Genomic DNA, 25147 nt, shown 5'->3' with positions numbered 1-25147 from the left:
CGGCCGGCGCCGCCTCCCCCCCCCCCCCCCCCCCCGCCCCCCCCCCCCCCCCCCCCCGCTCCTACAGGATTGCGCGTTTATAACGCCAACCGCAAATGTCCCCCGGCCTGTTTCTGGCGGGCTTGCACGCGATGCTGCAGGCCCAGATAGAAATGCTCCAGGCCTTCCTGCAGACGCTCATGAAGAATCTCATCCAGGTCGCCGCCTTGCTCGTTATCGGCGTAGCTGATCTGGCTATCGATGGCGAATATGCCGTGCAAAACCTCCTGGCATTTCAGAGCCGATAACACCGGCTTCAGCGCGTAATCTACCGCCAGCATGTGAGCAATGCTGCCGCCGGTTGCCAAAGGCAAAACCACCTTGCCATGCAGCGAGCGCTCTGGCAGCAGGTCGAGCAGGGTTTTCAGCGCGCCGGAAAACGAAGCCTTGTACACCGGCGTACCAATCAGCAAACCATCGGCCTGCTTGACCGCTTCGATGAAGTCCAGCACTTGCGGGCTGTCGAAGTGAGCGAAGATCAGGTCTTCAGCGTTGAAATCGCGGATACGCAGGGTGGTGACGTCTACGCCTTTGGCGCGCAGCCAACGGCCTGCGTGTTCCAGTACCACGCCTGAGCGGGATTTGAGAGCGGGGCTACCCGACAGTGAAACTACCAGCATGCTGAATTCCTTAAAAAAGCGTAAGCAAGTCAAAGCAGCATGCATGCCAGTACGGACTAATAATTCAACTTGTTGAAATTAAAGATAAATATCTGAAAGAGCAGGGTTCCGGGTATATGTCGTGATGCTCAAAGGCCCCCTCAACTGTTGATCTGCTGTTGCTGTGGCAACACTTCACAGCCGAATCGCAGGCAAAAAAATCCCCGCAGTCGGCAGATGCAGGGACGTTTTTTGTTGCGGTATCAGTTTCTGAAAGCGGCACCGGTCTGAATGACGTTGGCCGAGCCAAGCAACTGGCTGACAAAACGGCTCCAGCGAGTAATGTCCGCCGGCCCGACGAAGATCACGTCCTGGGCCTGAAGCTCGAACTCTTTGGCCAACAGATAGGCTGTTGGTTTTTTCGCCAGCAGGTGATAGACCGTTGAACGGGCGTTGGCCTGGTTTTCAGCACCGCGGATCACGTACACCGCATCACCGTCGGCGCTGTCCGGGCTGAGGCCGCCGGAATTACCTAATGCTTCAAGCAGGGTCACGCTGGTGGTGCCGAAAGAAATGACCTGCGGACGCTGGACTTCACCCAGCACGTAGATCTTGTTCTTGGAGTTGCTGTTCAAGTGCAGATAATCGCCGTTTTTCAGGAAGACCTTACTCAGTTGTGAATCCTTGCGGTTCAGCGCGTCAACGTCGATCACGTAATCCTTGCCGTCGCGGCGCAAGGTCAACCCTGCGAGGTTGGCGTCGGTCAGGTCGAGGCCGGCAGTGCTAATTGCCTGGACCAGACTCAATGGGATATTGGTGATCGGCTGGGGACCGGGGCTTTTGAACGAACCCGAGAGCAGGATGCGCTGGCTGTTGTAACGCAGTACTTTGACGTCAACCTTGACCTCGGTGTACTGCGGCGACAACCCCATGCGCAGTTGCTCGCGGATCTGTCCGACGGTCTTGCCACCGGCCTGGATTCTGCCCACATAAGGAAAATAGAGCGTGCCGTCGCTCAATACTTCCCGGCTGTTGGCGTCGAGTTGGTCCTGTGAGCCAGGCGCTGTCAACTCAGGGTGCTCAAAGACGATCACCAGCAAGGTGTCGCCAGGACCGACGACATATTCAGGCGTTTTGTAGTTGAGCAGTTCGACGGGCAGCGGCTTGGCACTGGCCGCCGCTTGTTGTTTTTGCTGTTTGAGGGTTTGTGGAGTGATCTGTACCAATTGAACATCCGGACCGTCCGGATCTTTTGCCTGAATGTCTCCTGGGGTCATGTGCTGCCCGGGTGCAAATGCACAGCCTTGCAAAATCAGACTGGAGAGCAGCACAACAGCTAGGGTTAGCTTCATATATTGTTCCTTCCTAAAGGTGCGTTGGCACCACAGTGATTTCATTGCTTCCCTTACCAACACCGAGTATTTCGTCGTCTTTTTGATAGAAGCACGCACCTCCTCCAGTACCGGTCGGCCTGGGTTGTTGTGGTGATTGAACAGGGGAAAAGTCAGAAGGCGTTCTTGTGCAGAAAACCTTTGAACAGGGTCAGCAGAATGATTTTCAGGTCCAGCCACAGCGACCAGTGTTCGATGTATTCCAGGTCGTATTCGACGCGCTTCTGCATCTTGTCCAGCGTGTCTGTTTCACCACGCCAGCCGTTGATCTGCGCCCAACCGGTAATGCCCGGCTTGACCTTGTGGCGCAGCATGTAGCCACTGACCTGCTTGCGATATTGCTCGTTGTGCGCCACCGCGTGAGGTCGCGGGCCGACGATGGACATATCGCCGCGTAATACATTGAAGAACTGCGGCAGTTCATCGAGCGAGGTACGTCGCAGGAACGCCCCCAGCGGTGTGACGCGGGTGTCGTTACGGGTGGCTTGATTCACCACGTCGCCGTTTTCCTGCACGCTCATGCTGCGAAACTTCCAGACCATGATGGGTCTGCCGTCCAGGCCATAACGGCGCTGACGAAACAACACCGGGCCGGGCGACGAGAGCTTGATTGCGGCTGCAATCAGCAGCAGGGGCAGGGCGATCATGACCAGGATGACGCTGGAAAATACGATGTCTTCGACGCGCTTCACCAGGCTCCAGGCGCCATCCATGGGTGAGTCGAAAATACTGATGCTGGCCAGCCCATTGATGCTCTCGCTGCGCGCATGCAGCAGTTCGAACATGAATACATCCGGAATCAGGTACACCGAAGCAGTGGTGTCGCTTAGCCCTTTGACCAGATCTTGAACGTGGGGTTGGGCAGTAAGCGCCAGGGTGATGTAAACCTTGTCTATCCGGCCATCGCGGGCGTCATTTATCAACTGTTGCAGATCGCCGAGTACCACGATGTCCGGATCGGGTTCGCTGGCTTCTACCGCAGCTTTTGGCAAGTCATAAAAGCCCAGCACCCGCAGGCCCATCCAGGGCGCGCTGGAGATCGACCGGGCCAGTCGAACGCCGACCTGGCCGCTACCGACAATCGCCACTCGCCGGGTATTGAAGCCGCGCCGCCGCAAACCATGCAGTGCGCTGCGGATCAGCAGGCGATAGCCGCAAAGCACCGTCAGCACCGACGCAAACCAGGTCATCTGGGCGTTATCGGGCATGTTGGCGTGATTGAGTAGCAGGTAGTCCACGGACAACAGCACCACGAAGGTGACGGCCCAGTAAGTGAACACCTTGATCAGCTCACGCAGGATTCTCTCGCCACGCCATGAACCGTACATCTGGTGATACTCACTGAGCCAGTGAAACACCAGCACCGCCAGCAGTATCTGAATCCAGGCCTCGGCGCTGGATGTACCAGGGTTCAGTTGGCTCTGCCAGTAGCCGCCCAGCACGATGACCGTCAAATCAAGCAGGCGATGGGCGACCGACAACAAGGATTGATGCGCATGAAGAATGCCGCGAACGGGAGTACGCATGGACAGTGCTCGCTCAGACGGATTTGATCGGAATGACACGTGCGGTCTGCTCGTTGCTGACCAGAATGGGCGATGCCTGGGGCATCTTGTATTGGGCGGGCTGACGTGCAAGGCGAGCTGCTGCGAAGCGACTTTCGACGAAGTTCTTCATTTCGTCATCGAAGCGCTGACCGCTGAATCGTTCAGCGTTGGCGCGGCAGGCCTGAGCAGTGATACGGGCATGCGCCGCTTCGAATTCGCCGACAGCGGCAACCAGCGATGACACTGTTTGTTGTTCGTAGAACACGCCGGTCGGTTGTGGATGGTCCAGGCCGCAAACGGTTTCCAGTACGCCGCCCTTGCCGAAGGCAATCACCGGGGTACCGCAGGCCTGAGCTTCGACCGGGCTGATACCGAAATCTTCCTCGGCGGCAAACACGAAGGCTTTGGCATTGCGCATGTGTTCAAGCAACACCGCAAACGGCTGAAAGCCCAACAGCGTGACGTTGGGCGCATGAATCAGCTTTGCCCTGGCCATTTCCGGACCGTCACCGATGACGATGAGGCGCTTGTCCGGCATCGCCGCAAACGCTTCGATGATCATCGGCATGCGCTTGTAAGGCACCATTCGCGATGCAGTGAAGTAGTAGTCCTGTTTGCTGTCTTGCAGGGTGAAGTTGACGGTATCCACTGGCGGGTAAATCACCGTGGATTCGCGGCGGTAAGCTTTGGCAATACGCCCGCCAATGAAATGCGAGTTGGCGATGAAGTCGTCGACGCCCGACGAGGTGCGCTGATCCCACATGCGGATGTAGTGCAGGATCATTCGCGCGACTTTGCTCTTTAAGCCGGTGCTCATGCCCGACTCCTGCAAGTATTGATGTTGCAGATCCCAGGCGTAGCGAATGGGCGAGTGCACGTAGCTGACGTGCAACTGATCCGGGCCGCTGAGCACACCTTTGGCTACCGCGTGGCTGCTGCTGATAATCAGGTCGTAACCCGACAGGTCGAGCTGTTCAATGGCTAGCGGCATGAGCGGCAGGTAGCGCTGATAGTGAGTTCTGGCCTTGGGTAACCGCTGAATAAAGGTGGTCTTCGCGACTTTGCCATGCAGGTGCTCACGATCCTGGTCGCTGAGAAAATCGATGACTGAAAACAGATCGGCCTGCGGCCAGATGTTGATCAGTGACGCCAGTACTCGTTCGGCACCGGCGTACGTCACCAGCCAGTCGTGGACTATTGCGATTCTCATGGAGGTTCCCTTCTGTATGCACAGGCTCTACATCAGGCGCGGGCTGTCTGCGTCTTGGCGTGGCGATTGTTGAGGCGTTTGCCCCACTGGATAAATGGCGTTTCGATGCAGCGCAAGGACAAGTGGGCGATACCCAGGGTCAGTACGGTCGCCAGCAAGGCGGCGTACAACGGTGATAACGGCAGGCCGCGCAACAGGTACTCGGCCAGCATCAGCATTGACGGATGCAGCAGGTACAGCGAGTAGCTGATACTGCCGAGCCAGACCAGGATCGGTTGATCAAGCCGGACACTGCGGGTCAGCAACAGGAAACTGACGATCGCTGCGGCGTAAGTGAACAGGTAGCGTCCGCCAGCTTCCCCTTCTATAAGGTTCTCGCCGTAAGCCAATAGCAGAATGGGCGGCAGTAACAGCGCATAGGCGCCCAGCACGGTGATCAGGCAGCGGGTCAATTGACGGCTGTGCTCGCCCAGCAGCCACTGACGCCAGATCGAGCCAAAGAACATCAGCGACAAGGCCAGCGGCAGGGCCACCGGTACTTTGCGCTCGGTCAGTTCCCGGAGAATGGCCAGCACCAGACCCAGCGCCAGCATGCCCAATGAACAGCGTGTCCGCACCCCGAGGTCATACAGCTTGCCGGTGAGAAACAGCAGCAGACACAGGCCGTAAAACACCAGTTCGATGAACAGCGTCCAGTACAGTCCGATCACGTCATCGAAGCCCAGTAGCGCCTGCACCATGCTCACGTTGGCGACAATTTGTGGCCAAGGCGGAAACAGCGCGCCAGAGAGCTGCAACATCGTCAGGTAAACCAGCAAGGACAGCCAGTAAGCCGGGTACAGCCGCATGACGCGGGAAATCACGAAGCGCCGAGCGCCGTCGGGACCAGGGCGCAGGCTGAAGGGGATTACCACGCCGCTGATCATGAAGAACCACAGCACCCCCAGCTTGCCGACATCCAGCAGTTCGCGAAGCAGCCAGACATCGCCGAGCAGCGGCGCGTAGAGGTGAGTGAACACCACCAGCAACGCGGCAATCCCGCGCAGGGCATCAAGGTAGGCCAAGCGTTTCATATCAGGACTTGCCAGAGGTCGATTCAACGGCCGGTGATGGCTGGCCGGAAGGTGTGTCGCTGTGTGCCAGCGCATCGATACGCTGCGACACTCGCCGGGCCGAGTCTTCCCAGGAAAAACGTCCGACATTGCTCAGACCCCGGCGACGTAACGCCTGGCGCAACGGCATGTCGGTCAGAATGCGCTCCATGGCCGAGGCCATATGGGAAACGTCCAGTGGGTCGAAATACAGTGCGCTGGCTTGCAATACTTCCGGAATAGACGCGGCGTTAGCGGCCAGCACCGGGCATCCGCAGGCCTGGGCTTCCAGTGGCGGGATCCCGAAACCTTCATAGAGCGATGGAAAGACAAATGCGGTCGCACCCTGATACTGCTTGATCAACTCAGCATCGCTGAGTCGCCCGAGAAAGCGGATTCTCGGGTCACGGCACGCCAGGCGTTGCAGTTCAGGGGCGGCGAAGATTTCGCTGGCGGCACCCACGATATGCAGCTGCAAGTCGTTATGGCCGCGCAGGCTCATGAATGCCTGAATCATCCGGTTGAAGTTCTTGTGCGCGCTGGGTGAAGACACGGCCAACAGATAACGCGGTTTCTCTTCAGGTGCAGCGTCGGGCCGAAATGCATCGCTGGTCGCATTGGGTACCACGAATATGCGCTTTTCCGGGTAGCCATAGAACTGAGCGATTTCGCTACGTGAGAAGTTACTGACGGTGATCAACGATTTGAGGCGCCACAATAGAATCGGGGTCACGGTTCGATATACCGTGCGGAACATCCGGGAGTAACTTTGAGGGTGGCGCACGTAGTTGATGTCGTGGTGCGTTGCGATCTGGTTGGCGTAAAACATCGGCGCTGTGCTGCACAGCGAAACCAGCAATGGTCGCCCCTTGCGCATCAGGTACAGCGGCAAATCCAGTTGTTCCCACAGGTGTCCCTCGTTATGCCCTATGCACTGCACATCCAGTGCCTTGGCGCTTTCGCTCATTTTTATCCCGTGGGGTGCAACGAAAACCAGGTCGTTGCGCAGTTGTTTGAGCGCCAGACAGGTCTGTTCCGCAAAGCGCTGAACCCCACGTAGCTCCTGGGTAAGAAAGCGGGCATTGATGACGATCATCGGCAAAGGTCTCTGCGCAGGATGGGAGAAGCAGGCGAACACAATGGTGATCCCTGTTTCTGTTGGAGCGAGGCTTGCCCGCGAATCAGGCGACGAGGTAAGCCGGGTTTACCGCATCATCGTTCTTCGCGGGCAAGCCTCGCTCCAACAGAGATTGCATTTCAATTCAGAGCTATCACCGCGCAAACAGCGGTGGCTTGCTGCCCAGGCGGATAACCCTGGGAAACTCGTTGATCGGTATCAGGGCGGAACAGCGGCTGTCGTTGCAGTTCCAGGGGATACCGGTGTCCAGCTGACCGCGTTCCGGTTGGCCGCTGTCGACGATCAAGACGTTGCCAGCCTGAACACTGCTGGCATCGACTGGAATCGAGCGTCGGTGTCCGGTGGTCCAGGCCACCAGAATCTGCTCGGATCCTTTGTTGAAGCGCAGCAGGTAAGCGTTATCCAGTTCTCGACTCTTTTCCGCGTCGTACCGGTAGTCATGCAGAAACGGGCTGATGGCCTTCAGCGTCAGGTACGCCGGTTTGACCGTCAGGTCCTGATTGAGCAAACCAAAATTCTGCTCCGGGTCACTGGTATCCTTGCCATCGTCAAGCAAGTCGTACCACCACAAACCTTTGATGTCCGGCAGCGTCTGGGCGAGGAAGAAACTGCGGGCCAGATAGGCCGCCTGGGTCTCTTCGCTCACGCCGCATTTGCCGCTGTTGCTGGGCCAGCCCATCTCTGTCAGGTACAGCGGAACAGGTCTTGCGACCAGCGCTCTGAGGTCGGCGTCAATCCAGCGCAGCCAGGCAATCCAGCGTTCCGGGGTATGCCGTTCTTCGTGGCGGCAATGCACATAAGGATGCAAGGACAGGCCATCCACATGGTTGAGCAATCCAGCCGACAGGAGGCGGTCGGCAAATCCCAGGTCCATGCCCTGGCTGGTCACCGCGCCAGCGAGAATCGTCACCGGTTTCTTCTGTTGACGCAGGTTACTGGCGGTTTCTTCAATCAGATTGCTGTAGTCGCGGGCGAAGGCCTCATCGACCGGGTTTTCCTTATCCCACTCGTTCCAGACCTCATAAAAATCCACGCTATCGGCCAGTTCACGGCTGATGAATTTCACGTAATTGCCGAAGCCTTCCTTGATCGGCGGATAACGAGGTTTGGCATAGTTGCCGTAGTTTGGGTTGCCGTAACCCAGTACCAGCAGGGGCCTGAGTTTGTGCTCCCGAGCCTTGCTCAGGTATGTCTGCCAATTGGGGTCGATATGCAACTGTCCACGATGCGGTTCGGCTACCGACCAGTAAGCATCGTCGCGCACCGAGTCGACCCCGGCAGCTTCAAGCATTTGCAGCGTTTTTGCCGAGGGGCCGTTTTTGTTCATCAAATGCGTCGCGACACCAATAATGAAGCGTTCTTCTGCTGTCGCGGTGCAGCTGAACATCAGGCTCAAGAGAAACAACGTCAGAGACTTTCTTGACGAGGCGCGAGGGTGCTGGGACATGTTTTGTCTCAATGAAGAGGCACGGTCCGGAGCGCCAGGAAACTGGCTCGGTTAGTCACGGGCCGATGGATAACACTGCGTGTTCGGGCGAGCACCGGCGTTTCAGGCCGGGCGTGGCGCATACGGCCTGATCGCGCGTGCGGTACTGTCCAGCAACGTTTGGGCGAGAATGCTTTCGTAGCTGTCGAGCATCAGGTCCAGATCGGTCAATGACGACACGCTGATACGAGCCTGGGCGCTCAGACGGGCCAGCAACTCGGGTTGTTGATGCAACCTGAGCATCGCAACCCCTAGAGAGTCCGGGTCGTCGGGGCTGCACAACAAGCCGTTGAGCTGATCCTGAATAATCTCCGGCAAACCGCCCATACGGCTGGCAATCACCGGGACCGACCAGGCGCAGGCTTCAACGGCCACCATGCCGAAGGGCTCGCTCCAGATCGATGGCACGATGGCGACGTCGATCTGCTTGTAGAAATCTTCAGGTGCCTGATAACCGACGAAGCTTATTCGGGGCGAATGTGCCAAAGCCTTGAAACGCTCTTCATCGCTGAGCTGGCCTCGGCCGGCAATCTGCAAGGTGGCGTCTATCGGCAGTTGCTGAAACTGCTCGATCAGCCAACGCAGCCCTTTGGGGTCCGATAACGTGCCCATATAGCCGAAGCGCAGCGGCGTACGATGGGTGACGGGCTCTGCGTTTTTGATTTTGATCGGCAAGGCTGGGGCAGGACTGGCGTTATGCACCACATAGCCGCGGGCACCTTTGAAGTAGCCCTGCGCTTGTAAGGTGTCGAGCATGAAGCGACTGACGCCAACGACCGTATTGACCTGCGCTGAGCGCGCATCGTGGCCCTTGCGAAAGCGTTCGCAGCGGCCGCATTGGGTCTTGCAGCTTTGGCCTTTACTGAACATGGTGCTGCCGGGGCATAGCAGGTAGAGATCATGCAATACCTGGACGATCGGTAATCCGGCGGCGGTGATCTCGTCCCAGGCAGAGACCGACCAGCCGGTGAGGTTATGACAGACCACCAGATCCGGTTTTTCCCGATCAATCACCTGTTTCACGTAGTCGCGCATGCCGACGTTGTAACGGTCACGCAGGTGCCAGCCCAGTCGTGCCAGCCTGCCGGGGCGCTGGACGCTGAAGTGCCAGTAGAAGTTACGCAAACCGGCACGATAAACCTTCACCAGGTTGACCGTTTCCTCGGTAAGCCCCGACTGCGGGCCGGTGGCAAGTACCACCACTTCATGGCCGCGTTGCTGCAAGCCTTCGACGGTACGCTGCAGGATGATTTCTGCGCCGCCGTCGATATCCGGGGCATACAGGCTGTTAATGAAAAGGGCCTTCATAGCGGATACGACTTGTGCAGGCCCAATACGCCCGACTCACCGTCAGCGATGGCCTTTTCGATCAGGCTCAGGCGTTGTTCTGCACCGCGGCGTTTGGCAATCAGGCGTAACAGGCGAAAGAATATCCAGCGGTTGAAGCTGTAGAGCAGTGCCGATGAGGCCCAGATATTTTTATCGAACCAGGCCTGATTGCGTGCCCCGTAATAGGCGCGAAGATCCGAGCCGCCCAGCAAAAAACTTTCATAGATATTGCTGGTACGCGCCTTGATGTTCCACGAGTCCTCAAGGTCATCGAGCAAGGCTTCCGGCACAAGAAAAATACGCCCACCCGCGGCGGTGATACGCCAGGTGTATTCACTGTCGTCGGCGTAGAGCATCAGGGCATCCAGCGGCAGGCCGATGCGTTGATAAAGGCTGCGATGGGCGAGCAGTCCGCCATAAGTGGCGAATGGCAGCTGCACGGTTTCGATTTTCTTGTACTTGCCCTGTGGCTGGCCCCAGGGCAAACGCCGCCAGATTTTGTAAGGCAACTGCGCTACGTGAAAACCGAAGAAGCTTGAGCGTCGCTGGATAGCAAAGCGGCGCGGGACACCGGCGGCAATGTCGGCCTGATGAGTGGGGCGAAAGCCCAGCACCGCCGCTTTATCCGCGCCATCAATGGCCTGACGCTGGCGCAGGCTTTGATGCAGGGTGGCGATGGCATTTATCGTCGGAGCGTTGTCGTCATCCATCAACCAGATGTATTCGGCGCCAGCGTCCAGCGCAGCCTGAATGCCGACCGAATAGCCTTTGGCCGAGCCTGTGTTGCTCTGCAAATGAATCACCTCGACCTGATCCGGCCAGAGCTTGCAGAGGTTTTCCAGCGGCGCGACCGAGGCATTACTGACAATGATCACCCGGTCAATCAGCGGGCTTTCCAGCGAACGGCTGACCAGCGTATGCAGGTAGTTGTAGCGATCACCATAGGTGAGCGTCACCAGCGTTGTGAGTTGAGTCATGGTGAGATTCCGGTAAGGATTCAGAGCGCTGGATGGCGCCAGTCTCGGGGCACATCAAACCTGTGGGAGCAGAGCTTGCTCGCGATAGAGGCACCGCAAATAGTGCGATGCGATCAACCCCGCGCTTCCATTCGCAACAGGCTGCTGATCGGCAGCACCACTTTCTGTTCGCGTTGCAGCAGATTGAGCAGGATCACGGCGCGCTCCGTGCCATCGCAGGCCAGGAAGATCGCTTCGATGTCGCAGAGCTCGCCAGCCTTGATCAGCACATGCTCGCCTTGTTTGAATTCGAGCCTTGGGGCAGGAGTGCTCAAGCGCAGACGGATCTGTTCGATCAATTCATCCTGCACCGGCACCGGATGCCCACCGAAGGTTACGATTCTGGCCACTCCCCGGGTGGAGCGGATCGGGTACCAGTTGTCGTGGACCTGATCCATGCGAATGAACAGGTAGCCGGGGAACAACTCCTCTTCAGCCGTCGGTCGAGCGCTGCGCTTTTTCAGCTCTGCCGACTTCAGAGGGCGGTAGCACTCGAAGTTCTGGCGCTGCAGGTGTTCCTCTGCGCGTGCTTCCTGGCGAGGTTTGGTCTGGATCAGGTACCAGCGAGCGGGGCTATCGAATGACATGGCCGTTACTCCGCAGCAACGTGGGCAGGGACGATGGAGCTGATCTCGACCTGGCGGGTCAGTTCAGCCAGCAACTGGGCTTCGGGGTTCGGTATACCGTCGCAGAGGCTGAAGCAGGCGAACATCGCCTGGACCTGCTCAACGCAGTTGAACATCAGTACGTCGATGATCGACAGGCTGGGTACGAAAGGCTGATTCAGTTGCCGGTAGACAATCGGGTCCATTTTGAAAAAGCGCAGCAACAGACCGTGACGGGCGAAGTGGTCCCGGTCGTACAGATCGACGCCGCCGATGGGGTTGAGCACGGTGGTCGCGGCGAAGGTGCGCGCGATATTGATCACGCGGTCCTGTTTGTCGAGGCAGGACACCAGCTTGAGGTCTGAACCTCGCAGGATGGGCGTGACGATATGCAGATAAGCGCACATCTCGCGAATCGCGTGTTCGGTGTACAGGGCGAGATTCTGTTGCGGGAAGCGAATCAGGCGCTCCAGAAAAGGCATGACCTGAGCAAAGTAGGGCGCCTTGCGATAGCTCTGGGTGATCAGGTTGATCAGTCGATCGGCTTCTTCGCTGAAGTTGTCAGCCAGATGACGCTTCATGATCGGCAGATCGAAGCTGTCTCGCTTGAGCGGGAACGTGATGAGCTTCGCTTCGCCGTTTTGCAGGATGCGATTGCGATTGACCCAGCCGGAACGGATGTATTGCAAGTCATCGCCGAGGACGAAGACATCCGCTGCGGCAATCAGTTGAAAGTAGCCCAGGTAGGGGAAGAGATAAGGCTGCATCATTGCAATAGTCCGTGCCATCTGTAACTCCTTGAGCGTGCGGGGGAGGTGGGGCTGTTACCTGCGGATCACTTTCTTACAGGGCTGTAGTTGTAGCCGTAGGCCGCGCAGTCGTAGTCGGCTGTGGATGCCTTGCGCAGCACGCCGTTGAATATCGCGCCTTTGATAATCACGCCATTCTGGCCAAGCCGCCGTTTGCAGGCCTCGATCTCCTTCACCGTGGTCAGGCCAAAGCGGGTGACCAGCAGACAGGTGCCCGCCTGACGACCCACCAGTGTGGCGTCGGTAACAGCAAGAATGGGCGGCGTGTCGACGAGAATCAGGTCGTAGAGCGGGGAGAGTTCAGCGAGCATTTTGTTGAAGTTATCGTGCATCAACAGTTCTGACGGGTTGGGCGCATTGAAGCCGCAGGACATCAAATCCAGGTTTCGCACTTCGGTGTGATTGATGACTTCTGTACTTTTGACACGGGCGGCCAGGGTGTCGGACAACCCGTGCTTGGGGTTCAGGCCGAAGATTTTGTGTTGATAGCCTTTGCGCATATCAGCATCGATCAACAGCACGCGCCTGCCCGCCTGGGCAATGATCACGGCCAGGTTGCTGGACACGAAAGACTTGCCTGCGCCGGGCGACGGGCTGGAAATCATCAGTACGTTGTTGCGGGCCTCCAGCATTGCGAAATGCAGGCTGGTGCGCAGGCTGCGCAAGGATTCGATGGCCAGTTCGGTCGGTGCTGAAACGCTCAGCAGCTTCGATTCCTTGCTGCGCCCCTGACTGTTTTTTTCCAGCCTGTCCTGCTGGCGGGAGTAGGGCAGCGACGCGTAAACCGGCATGCCGATGTTTTCGATGATTTCAGGGTTCTCCACACCACGGTAGAAGGCCTGGCGGACGAACACAGTGGCCACTGCGACGACGATACCGAGCATTGCCGCGAGCAGAACGATGAGCTTTTTCATCGGTTTCACCGGCTGCTCGACGTTGGCGTCGGCGTTGTCGATGATCCTCACGTTACCGATGCTGCCTGCACGGAGAATGTCCTGCTCCTGGCTCTTGTTCAGCATCAAGGTGTAAGTCTGGCTGGTGACCTGCATGTCTCGGGTCAGGCGCAGCAGTTCCTGTTGTGTCACTGGCAAAGCTTCGATCTTCTTCAGCAGGCCTTGTTTCTGTGCTTCGAGCTGACTCATCTGGTTCATCAGGCCCCGATAAGTCGGGTGCTCGCGGGTGTACAGGCGTTCGATTTCGACGCGCTTGAGCTTGAGTTCCGAAAGCATCGAGTCCAGCTTCACGACTTGATCCAGAACACCCTTGGTTTCGATGCTCAGGTCGACTGACTTGGCGCTGGTCTGGAAATCGTTCAGCGCCATTTCCGAGTCTTCCAGCTGTTTGCGCACGCCTGGCAATTGCGAGCGCAGGAACTCAAGGCGTTGCGCAGCTTCGGCCGAGCTGCGCTCGACGTTCTGACGCACATACAGGCGGCTGACTTCGTTGAGAATATGGTTGGCTTTCTCCGGATCAGGGTCCTGGATGGCCAGGTAGATGATGCCGGAGTCTTTGCCTGCTTCGGTAATCTTCAGGCGGTCCTGATAAATCAGCGCAGCGGTCAGGGTGCGCAGTTTGGCAACAATGAATTCGGTGCCAGGCCGTGCGTTGAGTGTGGCTACCTGGATTTTCGTGCCCTTGCCCTCGACGGTCTGGTTGATGGCACCGCTGAGGATCAGCTTGCGATCTTCGTCATAGAGGGAAAAGAAGCCCGGTTTGCCCGCCACCAGAATCAGTCCCTCGCCCAGTAGCTCTTCGGGTACATCGAGCTGGAAGACATCGATTTTTTCTCCGCCCCAGGCGTAGGCGGCCTGACCGAACATGGGCTCAGCCAGCGCATTGTTGCTTTCCGGGCTGAAGGTGCGGTTCAGGTAAGGGCCGATGACCGGAAAGAGTTTCGGGCGCTGGACGATATTCAGCTTGAGGTCTTCGACGACTTTACCCAGCACAGCCCGCGATTTGATCAGTTCGATTTCAGTGGTGGCTTGAGACACAGACATGGGTTTGCCGGAGACCTCGGGTGTACCCTCGATGCCGATTTTTTTCGGCTCGATCTGAATCATTGCGTTGGCCTGATAGATCGGCGTGGAGAGCACTGCATAGGCCACGCCAGCCAGACTGAAGAGGCCGACGATCAATATGATCAGGCCCTTGTGGTCGAATAGTGTGCGCAAGATAGTTGCCAAATCGATCCGGGAGTCCTGGTAGTAGTCCAGGGAAGAGCGGTTCATAGCGGTCATTTATCTTGTTTCTCCTGACTGAAGAAAAGGTAGCCAGTCGTCGACGCATCTCGAGAGCTGCTCGTAGGTCTGTTCAAAGGCTAATTGTGGTTGCCGATAGGGGTCGGCGATTTCCAGCTGTTGTTGCCATTTGCCAATCAGAAACGTTTTGCCGCGCACTTCCGGAGCCAGCTTCAACACACTGTTGAGTTGGGCGGGTTCCATCAGCAGGATCAGGTCGGCCCTGTGCAGCAAGGCCCGGTCTATCTGGCGGGCCTGATGCCTGGGTGTCGGGACCTGATGCATGTGCAGTACGGCCTGTGCCAGCGGGTCCATGGGTGAATCCACCATGGCGTGAGTGCCCGCCGAAGCCACTTGGACATGCGGCGCAGCCCGCTGCAGCAACAGCGCCTCAGCCATGGGGCTGCGGCAGATGTTGCCAACGCAGATCACCAGAACGTTACTGAACATGGCCTTTGCTGACAGAGGGCAACAACCGCTTGCCGAGGTTGATGCTCATGTTGCGGATGGCCATGAGCAGTGCCTGTAATTTGCGCATCGGACCGAGTGCCGACAGAGAAAGACAAAAGACCTGCGTCAGGAAGTACTCATACAACTCCTGATTGCCGATGCGCTGGTAGTAGTTGGCCAGGCTGCTATTGGTCTGCAGGCTCATGTGCAATTTGCGTTTGTTGCTGCGCATGGAAAAAATCCCGCCCGGATGCACCCGGTAGGCGGCAGGTTTGATTTCTGCCAGGAACTTGCCTTTGCCAAATGCGCCCAGCAGCGACCACCAGCACATGTCATTGAGCGGGGCGACAGGCATCAGCAGTTCCGGGGGCATGTTGGTGAGTACGTTGCGAAAGCACACGGTCAGGGTCGAAATCGGTCGGGCCTTCTGCAGGTCTACAGCGCTGGCATCGGCGCGCAGCTTGCCTTGCAACTGAATGCCTCGCGGGCCGTTTTCGTCGAAAGCCATCGCGTCGTGATAGGTCATCACGTAGTCGCGATTAGCTTCGAGGAAATCCACCTGGATCTGCAGTTTGCGCGGATCTGTCCAGTAGTCATCGGCTTCGCAGTAGGCGATGTAGTGACCGCGTGCCTTGGCAAACAGGCCGGGAACGCAGGGCCGGCCATGCTGATACTGATTCACCTGCTCATAGAACGACCGGATGATGTGCGGGTAACGTTGGGTGTACTCAGCGATGATCCGTGCGGTGCCATCGGTGGAAGCGTCATCGTTGATCAGGATTTCGAAATTGAAGGTCGTCTGCTGAGCGAGAAAGCTGTCCAGTGTCTGAGCGATAAAAGCTTCCTGGTTGTAGGCCGGGCACACGATGCTCAATAAGGGCGGTGCGCCGGGTGCAGTTTTTGTTCTCTCATCCATGGCTCATGTACTCGGTTTGCTGAACAAGACGAAAATTTTTGTTGCCAGAGGTTTGTCACTGACGGCCACGATGAGCAGCGTGATCAGGCCGCTGGCTGCCAATCCCAGAAAGATACTCAGGCGATCATCACCGGCTATCAGTAGGAACAAAGGCTCGCTGAGCATCAGGCCGACGCCTGTCATCACGCCGATGCGCAGGACGTCCCGCAGCCACTGCGGGTGAATGCCAGGCGCCAGGGTGTGATGGACGATCATTGGCCAGACGGCAAACGACACTCCGCGCAATAGAAACCAGGCCACGGCTGCGCCGTAAGCGCCTTGATAACGGATGGCGAAAAACATCACCGGTACGGTGACGATGGCGGAAATCAGGCTGTACCAGACATGCAGGCGTATCTGCCCATAGGCGTATTGCAGATAGAACTGAAAGGCGCTGATCGCCATGATCGCGCTGCCCAGCGAGTACCAGCAGAGGATCTGATGGCTCCATTGGGCAGCGACCCAGTCACCTGTCCAGGCGTAGATCAGGTACTTGCCGTGCAAGCCGATCAGTGCAGACAGAGGAAACAGAAACGTGCAGGCAAAACGATTGGCCGCGAGTAGCAAGGCGTGCATCTCGGCTTGTCGACCTTCTGCCACGAGCACCGTCATGCGTGGTAACAAGGCCTGCACCAGTGGATTGGTGAGCATCATGATGCCGGTAGTGACCAGCGCGACCAGTGAGAAATAGCCGTACTCATCCAGTGGCAGCAGATCCGAGAGCAGCACCTTGTCCATCTGGGTCAAGACAATCCACAGCACGGAGGTCAGCGTCATGCTGGCCGCAAAGGGGATGATCGGCTTGACCAGTAACCAGTTGAAGCCAGTGAGCAGGTGCGGGGTAGGCATTTGCTGATAGGCACGGACCGCAAAGATCAGGGTCTCGATCAGGCCTACCAGAACCTGAAATTCAAAGAAGTCTTCAGGGTCCTGAGAGTAGGTGCTGACCAGCAACAGGCCGCCGAAATAGCGCACGGTTGCGATGATGATGTTGGCGATGTTCAGCCAGGCGTGTTGCTCAAGGCCCTGGATGCCACTTTTGTACAGCGTCGCATACAGGCGCAGGGCAACCACCAGCCCCATCAAGCTGATGCAGTGAATCAGCGTCTGCGGTTCGAGCTCTTTTGCATTGAGCCACTGCAACGCAATCCACGGGCTGCTCAGATAAATGCCAATGCAGCAAAGCAATGCCATCGGCAGAAAAATGATTTCGAACGAACGAAGCAATTGCCCTGAACTGCGCTCACGGGCACGCGTACCCTGCTGGTGGGCGACAGCACGCACCAGGCTAGGTGACAAGCCCGCGTCGAGGAGCAGTAACCAGGCCTGCAGCACGGCGAAAAAGCCGATCAAACCATAGGCCTCGGCGCCGAGATGGCCGAGGTAGAAAGGCATGATCAAAATGCCCACCAGCAGAACGTAGGCCTGTCCGGCGTAGTTCAATGCGGTATTACGAATGACCGAGCGGCTCTTCGTCATGGCGACTAAATAGCCTGAGCGATCAGTGGGCTGCGGTAGTGCACGCTGCTGACACTGCACTCTTCGATCAGGGTACCGATGACCTTTTCCTGATCACTCTTCTGCAAGCCGGGGTAAATCGGCAGACACATCACACGCTCGCTTAATGCACGGGACTCGGGTTGTGGAACCTGAGGCTGGAGATACTCAAGCGTATCCAGTGATGGGTAGAAGTACCGGCGCGGGTTGATATTCCGTTGATTCAGTGCAGTGCGCACACGCAGCAGTTGTTGTTCGTCGCGCAGGGCAACCGGGTAGTAGCTATGGTTGAGCTGGCTATCGGGCTGGGTCTGTTGCAGGTCCAGATAATTTTCCAGTCGCGAGGTATAGCGATAGGCGATCTCGGCGCGTTCTTCGAGAATGTTCTCGATGTCATCAAGAATGCACAGCCCCATGGCCGCAGAGAATTCGTTGAGCTTGGCGTTAATGCCAATGCCATCAATCTTGTCGACGTCCGCAATGCCAAAGTTGCAGAGCAGGTAGGCGCGTTTTGCGATTTCGTCATCGTTGGTGATGATCGCGCCACCTTCAATGGTGTGGAACAGTTTGGTCGCATGGAAACTCAAGGTGCTGACATCGCCCCAGTTGAGTACCGATTGACCCGCATGGCGCACGGCAAATGCGTGAGCGCCGTCGTAAACCACTTTAAGTTTGTGCTTGAGGGCTATCTGTTCGATATGTTCGACCGCACAGGGATTGCCGAACACATGGGTGCCGACAATGGCGGTGGTGTCGGCTTCAATCCGGCTTTCAATGTGTGCCGGTGAGATGTTCCAGGTGCCGGGATCAATATCAGCGAACAGCGGCCGTATGCCTTCCCACTGCAGTGAACTGCTGGTGGCGACGAAGCTGAACGGTGTGGTGACTGCGCTGCCGCTCAGATTCAGTGCGCGATAAGCCACTTGCAGCGCCAACGTACCGTTGTTGGTCAGAATGATATGTTTTACGCCCAGATAATCCTTGAGCCGTTCTTCCAGTTCATTGACCAAAGGGCCATGGTTAGTCAGCCAGCCGCGGGCATAAATACCTTCCACATAAGTCTTGAACTTACCGATATCGCCCAGATAGGTTTTAGTGACGTTGATCATCGAAGCCTCCATGTTTGACGTTTAACGCAGGGGTCAGAGCGATTTGCCGGGTGTTACTTCTGATGAGCGATTACCTGCCTTGCGGCTGGCGCGTCGGGCACGACGCTGATTGATCTGCAGGATCAGCCGGGTAGTCAGGCTGCCTGCATGGGGGTCACCAAAATGGAAGATGGCTGTCGCCCGGGTAACATTCGGGCCACACGGCTTATTGGCGTGGAGAGTTCGGTAGCCCCAGAACACGTAGATGTCGCCGGGTTTGAGCGTCAGTGTTTCGGGCTTCAGCCAGCCCCGCTCGATAGCCATGACCAGCAACTTGCGGCTGAAGGGGTTTTGCACCAGGGCTTTTTCAATGGCATTGAATATGGCGTTGCGTCGCACGTTGCGCAGGTTGGGAAACAGCATCAGGTCACCTCGCTCATCCCCTTCCGTAGGGATGAACACCGGTACCAGGACCGTTACCAGGCTGGCGTCGAAATGAAAGCAGTTGGATTCACGACGGCCCTGATTGCCCTGAACACAGCGCAATACCGGGAAAATCTGCAGGCTGGCTGACTCTACGCCGGTGGCGGAGTGATAAAGGCTGGCCAGCATTTGCCGGAAGTCAGCAGATTCCCACAGTGATGCCAACGGGCTTTGCGAAAGCAACTTCTCACCGTGGTGAGCAAAGTATTCGCCTTGATGCAGCCCGGCCTGCGTTTCGGTGTAGGCGCGTATCAACTGCAGTTCGTTGGCGTCGAGGGCCCCGCTTATCTGGCTGAAACCCTGAGCGTCGATCTGCTCGGTAATTTGCTTGATCCGCTGCGGGTCCATGGCAAATGAAGATGGCATCAATCAATCCCTGATATTGAAGTGGAGATCGCTGAGCGAAACCCAGCCGGCTGGCCGGGGTCGTCAACTGTTCTGGACGTTCATCCACGCTACCGCCCGAATCCGCTGATCCAGTACGTGGCAACTTCAACAGCGCATTGCAGGTGTCTGATTAACTAATCAATACGTGGCGCAGATTGCAGGCCACGCTACCGCCCCTCGACTACGTTCAGCAGTTGAGCGATTTTCTGTTAATCAAAGGACGGCCACCGGCGCAGGAATGCGCCGTGCAAATAACTAACATGAGGCAATTAAGAGATGTGTCGGCTCGACAATTCCAGCGCATTGCTCTTTGGCAACGCTGCACGAGCTAGGAAATGTCTGACACGCATATATATCGTTGGCGCCGGGCTTTCTGTCAAATTATTTCGTCAACATTCTGTTAAATTTTTGATAAGCGGTTTTTAATGTTGCTTAACTTATTGTTTTTAAAGGAGTCAAAAAAACATCGCATGCACTGGTTCGGTGCGATGACGGTTTTTGGGCGCTCTTACACTTTGTTTAAACACAGTGTAATAAATGTAGGTCGCCGCTTTTTTAGCGTCAGAAGTTAGTCATTAGAGACAGAAATAAAATAAGCTTTGGGGAAATAAAGTCAGCGCCGTCCCAGTGAGCAGAGGCTCTACTTCAAGCCAGTCGAAAGCAGGTAAAAATAATTCGGCGCTGGCGGGATGCAATAACGCGTTCAGGGCATCCTCGTAATATTAAGAGGGAAGGGTATGCTGTTGGGCATGAATCGTGCGTATGTCATCAAACTGTCTCGTCGCGACGTCTTTATATTCCAAAATAGAATATTTAAATAATAATTGATTACTTTTTGGTCTATGCAGGATGGTGCATTATGGCCTGCAGGATTCGGAACCGAATGTCGCAGATAGCGCGACTCGCATTACGCAAACAGTCCGGCCTTCCGGGCTGCGCATTTCAAGGTGATCTACATGAAAAATCTTGCGCTGTATTTTGACTACGCTGCTACCACTCCCGTTGATGAGCGTGTCATTGAAGTCATGGTGCAATGCCTGGGCAGGTCAGGCACTTTTGGTAACCCGGCGTCCAACTCTCACGCCTTCGGTCGCGAGGCCAGATCCGCTGTAGATATCGCACGCCAGCAGGTTGCCGATCTGGTGGGAGCCCGGCCAGAGCAGATCATCTGGACTTCGGGTGCGACCGAGTCAAACAACCTTGCATTGAAGGGCGTTGCGCAGGGCTACGCAGAGCGCAACGGGCGTACTGCCGGTCACATCATTACCAGTCAGATCGAACACAAGGCGATCCTTGATACGGCGGATCAACTGCAGATAGCGGGTGTTGATGTGACGTTTCTGGCGCCTGACGCCAATGGTTTGATCTCCCCGGAGGCAGTGGTTGCTGCGCTGCGTGAGGACACCTTTCTGGTCTCATTGATGCTCGTCAACAACGAACTGGGCACGCTTAACGATATTGCGCAAATCGGCAAGCATGTGCGCGCGCATGGGGCCCTGTTCCACGTCGATGCTGCTCAGGGAGCGGGCAAGGTCAGGATTGATCTGGGCGAGCTGGATGTGGATCTGATGTCGTTCTCGGCACACAAGGTCTATGGCCCTAAAGGTATTGGTGCTCTTTATGTGGGGCCTGGAGCGGAACGGCGGGTAGAGGCGCAGATCCACGGCGGTGGACATGAGAGCGGTCTGCGCTCAGGCACCCTGGCGACTCACCAGATTGCTGGCATGGGCGCGGCATTTGCGCTGGCGCAAACGCTGTTCGAGGAGGAGACGGCTCATATTCGTCATTTGAACCAGCTGTTATGTACACGGCTGGCCGATATCTCCGGTTTGCGTATTAACGGAGATCCGCTCCAGCGAATTCCTCATACGTTGAGCCTGACTTTTGGTGACAACGACCTCGATATCGCCGCTTTGGGCAACGGCCTGGCTTTCTCTTCCACATCTGCCTGCAACTCGGCAAAAAATACCCCTTCGCATGTTTTGCTGGCGCTGGGTCATGATGCCAAGGCTGCAAGTCAGACCATCCGATTGAGCCTCGGGCGCTTTACTTCCGAAGAAGAAATCGAGCGTGCGGCCTCGCTGATCAGGGCTGCCCGGGTCCAGCCTGCGTTCTGGGCGGTTGCTCAGTCCTGATTGGTGCTCCATTATCTGCCCGCAGAGAATAAAATTTTTCGGGTCAGCAGGAGAACCAATGAGTACGCAATCGAATTCCGGCGCAACGGTCGTGCAACGTTTGGCGCAGACACGGGCCTTGATGAGTCGCGAGCGTATCGATGCTTATCTGGTCCCATCGGCTGACCCACACCTTTCCGAGTATTTGCCTGGCTATTGGCAAGGGCGTCAATGGCTGTCGGGTTTCCATGGCTCAGTGGGGACTTTGATTGTCACTCAGGACTTCGCCGGTTTGTGGGCTGACAGTCGTTATTGGGAGCAGGCCACTAAAGAGCTGGCAGGTAGCGGCATTGAGCTGGTCAAGCTCCAGCCAGGGCAGCAGGGGCCTTTGGAGTGGCTTGCTGATCAAGCGAGTGCCGAGACTGTGGTCGCTGTAGATGGCGCAGTGTTGGCGGTTGCCTCTTCCCGGACGCTGGCGAGCAAGCTCTATGATCGTGGTGCAAGGCTGCGCACTGATCTGGATTTGCTGACCGAGCTATGGGCTGATCGTCCTGCGTTGCCAGTCAGTCAGGTTTTCGAGCATCTACCCCCTCAAGCTTCCGTAAGGCGTGTCGAAAAGTTGGCTCGTTTGCGTCAGGTGATCGCAGAGCGAGGTGCGGATTGGCATTTTATTGCCACGCTTGATGACATTGCCTGGCTGTTCAATCTGCGCGGCTCCGATGTCTCCTACAATCCGGTGTTCATTTCCTTTGCCTTGATCGGGCCAAGTAGCGTCACCCTGTTCGTGGACTCGAGCAAGTTGAGTGCGGGGGTTCGCCTCAGTCTCGAACAGGACGGCGTTATTTTGCTGGAGTACACCCAGATCGGCGCGGCGCTGCGTGAGGTCCCGAAAGACGCCCGTCTGCTGGTTGATCCCGCCCGGGTAACCTGTGGTCTGCTGGATTATCTGGACGCAGAAGTCACGCTAGTGGAAGGGCTCAACCCAACCACGCTGTTCAAATCCCAGAAAAGCGAGGCTGATACCGCGCACATTCGTCAGGCAATGGAACAAGACGGCGCGGCACTGTGTGAGTTTTTCTCTTGGCTGGATTCGGCTTTGGGGCATGATGCTGTCAGTGAACTGACCATCGACGAAAAACTGGGGCAGGCTCGCCAGCGTCGTCCGGGCTATATCTGTCCAAGCTTCGCGACGATCGCGGGTTTCAATGGCAATGGTGCAATGCCGCATTACCGTGCGACGCCGCAAGAGTACGCGCAGATCGAGGGTGATGGTCTGTTGCTTATTGATTCTGGAGGGCAGTATCTGGGCGGCACCACTGACATTACTCGTATGGTGCCAGTTGGTACGCCCAGTGCGGAGCAAAAACGCGACTGTACCCGCGTACTGAAAGGGCTCATCGCCTTATCCCGCACGCATTTCCCTAAAGGCATTCTGTCGCCGCTACTCGATGCAATTGCCCGGGCGCCTATCTGGTCTGAGGGTGTGAATTATGGGCATGGCACCGGGCACGGTGTCGGCTACTTCCTGAACGTCCATGAAGGGCCGCAAGTCATTGCCTATCAGGCGCCAGCTACGCCTCAAACGGCGATGTTGCCAGGGATGATCACGTCTATTGAGCCAGGTACTTATCGTCCGGGCCGCTGGGGAGTGCGGATCGAGAATCTGGTGATCAATCGCGAGGCAGAGAGTACCGAGTTTGGCGACTTTCTCAGGTTCGAAACGCTGACGTTGTGTCCAATTGACACGCGCTGCCTCGAACTGGATTTGCTGACGCAGGACGAGTGTATGTGGTTGAACGACTATCACGCGGAGGTGAACAAGCGTTTGAGCCCGCTGTTGCAGGGGACGGCTCTGGAATGGCTGCGGTTGCGTACCGTCGCCGTCTGACCGGATCTGTGGCGGGAGTGGGGGTGGCTCCCGCCATGTTGCCCTCTACTCGGTCTTTGCCGGCTTCTTGCAGATGATGATCATGCTGCGGCTGGTATAGCCTGCAGGGTTCAGACCAAAGGGGTAATCGCCGGGGTCCTCCACGCCGTCGCCGGATTTGGCAATGACTCTATAGTTCTTCGAAACGCAGGAATCAGCTGCGGTGTCGTAGCACCTCTGCCATGAGGACGAGAGACCTGAGCAGTTGATGTGGATCCCCCGCTTGGTTTGCTTTACGGGGGCGGAAGTCGCGGCGCAGCCTGTGATTATTAGTGTTGTCAGCGCTATAAAAATGTACTTCATTGCTTTCCTTACCCTGGCCTTTATCAAAGTGCCAGTGCCCAGCCGGGATACGATTACTCAGTAAGATGATTTGGCATTCTGCTGGTGGCCTTGAAAAGGCTCGGGCGTCGCCATGGCGTAAACATGGCTTAACATCGTTACAAATGCTAGTGACATCTCACATTTGAGCAAAAGAGTCCTCAGTCCGCCGGGACTATTTGTGTGTGTTCGCGCTGTGCGGTAAGGGTTGCGCCCGCAGATGCGGCGATGATTGCCGCAATGGCGAGCCATTGGGTGAGCGCCAGGTGTTCCTGAAGAAACAACATGCCGGATAGGGCGCCGAATGCTGGCTCAATACTGGCCAACGTACCAAATGTTCGGGCAGGCATGCGTGTCAGTGCAACCATCTCCAGACTATAGGGAAGCGCGGTGGACAGGACGGCTACGCCAATGGCTGTAGGAATCAGTCCTATGTCGAACAGGGCCCAGCCTGCATGCACCGCACCAATCGGGGCGATGAATATCGCCGCAATCAGTACGCCCAGTGCAGCGGTTTGAATTCCGTTGTCTTCGCCGGCTTTTTGTCCAAACAGGATGTAGCCAGCCCAGCACACGCCAGCACCGAGCGCATAGGCTACGCCAGTTAGGTCCAGGCTCGCGCTTTCTGTCCCGGTAGGGATCAGCAAGAGTAGCCCCGTCACAGCAAGTGCGATCCAGACAAAGTCGAGCGCCTTGCGTGAGGACAGCAGTGCGACCGCCAGTGGTCCCGTGAATTCGAGCGCCACGGCTATCCCCAGAGGAACGCTGCGCAGGGACATGTAGAAGAGGAAATTCATTCCCCCTAGTGCGATGCCGTAGAACATGACCGTGCGTAGTGATTTTGCCGTGAATCGGGCACGCCAGGGCCTAAGTACCAGCAGCAGAATAATGCTGGCGAAGATCAGCCGGAGAGAGGTTGTGCCTTGTGCTCCTACTAAAGGGAACAGTGTTTTTGCCATCGACGCCCCTGTCTGAATGGACGCCATGGCAATCAGCAATAGTCCAATGGGGAAAAGTGTGTGGGAGAGGGGGCGCAGGTTATTGCTCATCGGGAGGGTGTTCCAGTTAGCGGGCAGTTGGTGCAAGCGCTATATGATGCTGAAGAATGGAGAGTTGCGCAATATAATGCGCACCTTCTAAGGTTCTTCTTATATAGGTAGCTGGATAGCAGTGTTTTTATTGAAAGTTGGAAATAGGGGTTGACGGCCTCTCGAATCTCTCTATAATTCGCACCTCTTCTGGCGCAGACGGAACGAAAAACTCTTTGTTAATCAATGAGTTGGACGGTTTAGTTAGCTCGGAAGGGGTTTCGATGAGGTTGATCGAAAGCGGTGAAAAAGGTAGTTGACAGCAGGTTGTAACGCTGTAGAATTCGCCTCCCGCTAACGAGCAACGTGATGTTGATCGAAGCGCAAGTGGTTGAAGTTG

General features: G+C 56.8%; 21 protein-coding genes. 2 read left to right on the top strand and 19 right to left on the bottom strand.

The genetic code is table 11. From position 1 onward, the window contains the following. Nucleotides 1-77 precede the first annotated feature (77 nt). The 17 genes from ssuE to ACYASS_RS17455 all read right to left on the bottom strand — a co-directional run bounded on the left by ssuE (nt 78) and on the right by ACYASS_RS17455 (nt 19336). Entirely contained in the window at nt 78-659 is a 582-nt protein-coding gene (ssuE, locus tag ACYASS_RS17535) for an NADPH-dependent FMN reductase (protein ID WP_122663773.1), read from the bottom strand. A 242-nt stretch (nt 660-901) separates the two neighbouring features. Continuing rightward, nucleotides 902-1990, bottom strand: a complete 1089-nt coding sequence (locus tag ACYASS_RS17530; RefSeq protein ID WP_463587048.1) for a polysaccharide biosynthesis/export family protein — start codon at nt 1988-1990, stop codon at nt 902-904. 152 nt (nt 1991-2142) lie between these two features. Beyond that, nucleotides 2143-3555 carry an undecaprenyl-phosphate glucose phosphotransferase gene (locus tag ACYASS_RS17525; protein WP_463587047.1) on the bottom strand — a complete coding sequence of 471 codons (1413 nt, stop codon included), beginning with the start codon at nt 3553-3555 and terminating at the stop codon, nt 2143-2145. 13 nt (nt 3556-3568) lie between these two features. Continuing rightward, complete coding sequence (locus tag ACYASS_RS17520) at nt 3569-4786, bottom strand: glycosyltransferase family 4 protein (RefSeq protein ID WP_463587046.1); 1218 nt, start codon at nt 4784-4786, stop codon at nt 3569-3571. A 32-nt stretch (nt 4787-4818) separates the two neighbouring features. Next, nucleotides 4819-5859: an acyltransferase family protein gene (locus ACYASS_RS17515; RefSeq protein ID WP_463587045.1), complete on the bottom strand. Its 1041-nt coding sequence runs from the start codon at nt 5857-5859 to the stop codon at nt 4819-4821. A gap of 1 nt (nt 5860) precedes the next feature. Next, nucleotides 5861-6973 (bottom strand): glycosyltransferase family 4 protein, encoded by a 1113-nt coding sequence (locus ACYASS_RS17510; RefSeq protein ID WP_463587044.1) that lies wholly within the window; start codon nt 6971-6973, stop codon nt 5861-5863. Nucleotides 6974-7148: 175 nt separating this feature from the next. Continuing rightward, nucleotides 7149-8462, bottom strand: coding sequence for a hypothetical protein (locus tag ACYASS_RS17505; protein WP_463587043.1), 1314 nt, complete (start codon nt 8460-8462; stop codon nt 7149-7151). A 102-nt stretch (nt 8463-8564) separates the two neighbouring features. After that, nucleotides 8565-9809 carry a glycosyltransferase family 4 protein gene (locus ACYASS_RS17500; protein ID WP_463587042.1) on the bottom strand — a complete coding sequence of 415 codons (1245 nt, stop codon included), beginning with the start codon at nt 9807-9809 and terminating at the stop codon, nt 8565-8567. Continuing rightward, nucleotides 9806-10807 carry a glycosyltransferase gene (locus ACYASS_RS17495; protein WP_463587041.1) on the bottom strand — a complete coding sequence of 334 codons (1002 nt, stop codon included), beginning with the start codon at nt 10805-10807 and terminating at the stop codon, nt 9806-9808. Before ACYASS_RS17495 ends, ACYASS_RS17500 begins: the two co-directional genes overlap by 4 nt. Before the next feature lie 113 nt (nt 10808-10920). Further along, nucleotides 10921-11433, bottom strand: a complete 513-nt coding sequence (rfaH, locus tag ACYASS_RS17490) for a transcription/translation regulatory transformer protein RfaH (RefSeq protein ID WP_463587040.1) — start codon at nt 11431-11433, stop codon at nt 10921-10923. Nucleotides 11434-11438: 5 nt separating this feature from the next. After that, a complete protein-coding gene (locus ACYASS_RS17485; RefSeq protein ID WP_243248547.1) occupies nt 11439-12239 on the bottom strand; it encodes a WbqC family protein in 801 nt (266 codons plus the stop codon). A gap of 47 nt (nt 12240-12286) precedes the next feature. After that, nucleotides 12287-14497, bottom strand: a complete 2211-nt coding sequence (locus tag ACYASS_RS17480) for a polysaccharide biosynthesis tyrosine autokinase (protein ID WP_463587039.1) — start codon at nt 14495-14497, stop codon at nt 12287-12289. Continuing rightward, a complete protein-coding gene (locus ACYASS_RS17475) occupies nt 14498-14947 on the bottom strand; it encodes a low molecular weight protein-tyrosine-phosphatase (RefSeq protein WP_463587038.1) in 450 nt (149 codons plus the stop codon). It abuts the gene before it with no gap. After that, nucleotides 14937-15863 carry a glycosyltransferase family 2 protein gene (locus ACYASS_RS17470; protein ID WP_463587037.1) on the bottom strand — a complete coding sequence of 309 codons (927 nt, stop codon included), beginning with the start codon at nt 15861-15863 and terminating at the stop codon, nt 14937-14939. The genes ACYASS_RS17475 and ACYASS_RS17470 overlap by 11 nt, the downstream gene beginning before the upstream one ends. 3 nt (nt 15864-15866) lie before the next feature. After that, nucleotides 15867-17381 carry a lipopolysaccharide biosynthesis protein gene (locus ACYASS_RS17465; RefSeq protein WP_463587036.1) on the bottom strand — a complete coding sequence of 505 codons (1515 nt, stop codon included), beginning with the start codon at nt 17379-17381 and terminating at the stop codon, nt 15867-15869. A 5-nt stretch (nt 17382-17386) separates the two neighbouring features. Then, a complete protein-coding gene (locus ACYASS_RS17460) occupies nt 17387-18508 on the bottom strand; it encodes a DegT/DnrJ/EryC1/StrS family aminotransferase (RefSeq protein ID WP_463587035.1) in 1122 nt (373 codons plus the stop codon). Between the two features lie 33 nt (nt 18509-18541). Then, nucleotides 18542-19336: a hypothetical protein gene (locus ACYASS_RS17455; RefSeq protein WP_463587034.1), complete on the bottom strand. Its 795-nt coding sequence runs from the start codon at nt 19334-19336 to the stop codon at nt 18542-18544. Between the two features lie 977 nt (nt 19337-20313). Here ACYASS_RS17455 and ACYASS_RS17450 point away from each other — a divergent pair. Both ACYASS_RS17450 and ACYASS_RS17445 read left to right on the top strand, forming a co-directional pair. Then, the gene (locus tag ACYASS_RS17450; protein ID WP_463587033.1) at nt 20314-21492 is read left to right on the top strand and encodes a cysteine desulfurase family protein; all 1179 of its coding nucleotides are present in this window, start codon (nt 20314-20316) and stop codon (nt 21490-21492) included. Between the two features lie 58 nt (nt 21493-21550). Then, nucleotides 21551-23359, top strand: coding sequence for an aminopeptidase P family protein (locus tag ACYASS_RS17445; protein WP_463587032.1), 1809 nt, complete (start codon nt 21551-21553; stop codon nt 23357-23359). Nucleotides 23360-23404: 45 nt separating this feature from the next. Here the strand turns inward: ACYASS_RS17445 and ACYASS_RS17440 are convergent, their stop codons facing one another. Together ACYASS_RS17440 and rhtA are read right to left on the bottom strand one after the other, a co-directional pair. Then, the gene (locus tag ACYASS_RS17440) at nt 23405-23701 is read right to left on the bottom strand and encodes a hypothetical protein (protein ID WP_243248538.1); all 297 of its coding nucleotides are present in this window, start codon (nt 23699-23701) and stop codon (nt 23405-23407) included. A gap of 179 nt (nt 23702-23880) precedes the next feature. Next, nucleotides 23881-24768, bottom strand: a complete 888-nt coding sequence (rhtA, locus tag ACYASS_RS17435) for a threonine/homoserine exporter RhtA (protein ID WP_463587031.1) — start codon at nt 24766-24768, stop codon at nt 23881-23883. Nucleotides 24769-25147 lie beyond the last annotated feature (379 nt).

The organism is Pseudomonas sp. HP_14 (assembly GCF_055283875.1).
Note: the sequence above shows the minus strand (reverse complement) of the source record. Positions and strands in the feature narration are given on the sequence as shown.

Coding starts and splice junctions, on each gene's coding strand:
- ssuE (WP_122663773.1), bottom strand. CDS start 659: ATGCTGGTAGTTTCACTGTCGGGTAGCCCCGCTCTCAAATCCCGCTCA.
- ACYASS_RS17530 (WP_463587048.1), bottom strand. CDS start 1,990: ATGAAGCTAACCCTAGCTGTTGTGCTGCTCTCCAGTCTGATTTTGCAA.
- ACYASS_RS17525 (WP_463587047.1), bottom strand. CDS start 3,555: ATGCGTACTCCCGTTCGCGGCATTCTTCATGCGCATCAATCCTTGTTG.
- ACYASS_RS17520 (WP_463587046.1), bottom strand. CDS start 4,786: ATGAGAATCGCAATAGTCCACGACTGGCTGGTGACGTACGCCGGTGCC.
- ACYASS_RS17515 (WP_463587045.1), bottom strand. CDS start 5,859: ATGAAACGCTTGGCCTACCTTGATGCCCTGCGCGGGATTGCCGCGTTG.
- ACYASS_RS17510 (WP_463587044.1), bottom strand. CDS start 6,973: ATGATCGTCATCAATGCCCGCTTTCTTACCCAGGAGCTACGTGGGGTT.
- ACYASS_RS17505 (WP_463587043.1), bottom strand. CDS start 8,462: ATGTCCCAGCACCCTCGCGCCTCGTCAAGAAAGTCTCTGACGTTGTTT.
- ACYASS_RS17500 (WP_463587042.1), bottom strand. CDS start 9,809: ATGAAGGCCCTTTTCATTAACAGCCTGTATGCCCCGGATATCGACGGC.
- ACYASS_RS17495 (WP_463587041.1), bottom strand. CDS start 10,807: ATGACTCAACTCACAACGCTGGTGACGCTCACCTATGGTGATCGCTAC.
- rfaH (WP_463587040.1), bottom strand. CDS start 11,433: ATGTCATTCGATAGCCCCGCTCGCTGGTACCTGATCCAGACCAAACCT.
- ACYASS_RS17485 (WP_243248547.1), bottom strand. CDS start 12,239: ATGGCACGGACTATTGCAATGATGCAGCCTTATCTCTTCCCCTACCTG.
- ACYASS_RS17480 (WP_463587039.1), bottom strand. CDS start 14,497: ATGACCGCTATGAACCGCTCTTCCCTGGACTACTACCAGGACTCCCGG.
- ACYASS_RS17475 (WP_463587038.1), bottom strand. CDS start 14,947: ATGTTCAGTAACGTTCTGGTGATCTGCGTTGGCAACATCTGCCGCAGC.
- ACYASS_RS17470 (WP_463587037.1), bottom strand. CDS start 15,863: ATGGATGAGAGAACAAAAACTGCACCCGGCGCACCGCCCTTATTGAGC.
- ACYASS_RS17465 (WP_463587036.1), bottom strand. CDS start 17,381: ATGACGAAGAGCCGCTCGGTCATTCGTAATACCGCATTGAACTACGCC.
- ACYASS_RS17460 (WP_463587035.1), bottom strand. CDS start 18,508: ATGATCAACGTCACTAAAACCTATCTGGGCGATATCGGTAAGTTCAAG.
- ACYASS_RS17455 (WP_463587034.1), bottom strand. CDS start 19,336: ATGCCATCTTCATTTGCCATGGACCCGCAGCGGATCAAGCAAATTACC.
- ACYASS_RS17450 (WP_463587033.1), top strand. CDS start 20,314: ATGAAAAATCTTGCGCTGTATTTTGACTACGCTGCTACCACTCCCGTT.
- ACYASS_RS17445 (WP_463587032.1), top strand. CDS start 21,551: ATGAGTACGCAATCGAATTCCGGCGCAACGGTCGTGCAACGTTTGGCG.
- ACYASS_RS17440 (WP_243248538.1), bottom strand. CDS start 23,701: ATGAAGTACATTTTTATAGCGCTGACAACACTAATAATCACAGGCTGC.
- rhtA (WP_463587031.1), bottom strand. CDS start 24,768: ATGAGCAATAACCTGCGCCCCCTCTCCCACACACTTTTCCCCATTGGA.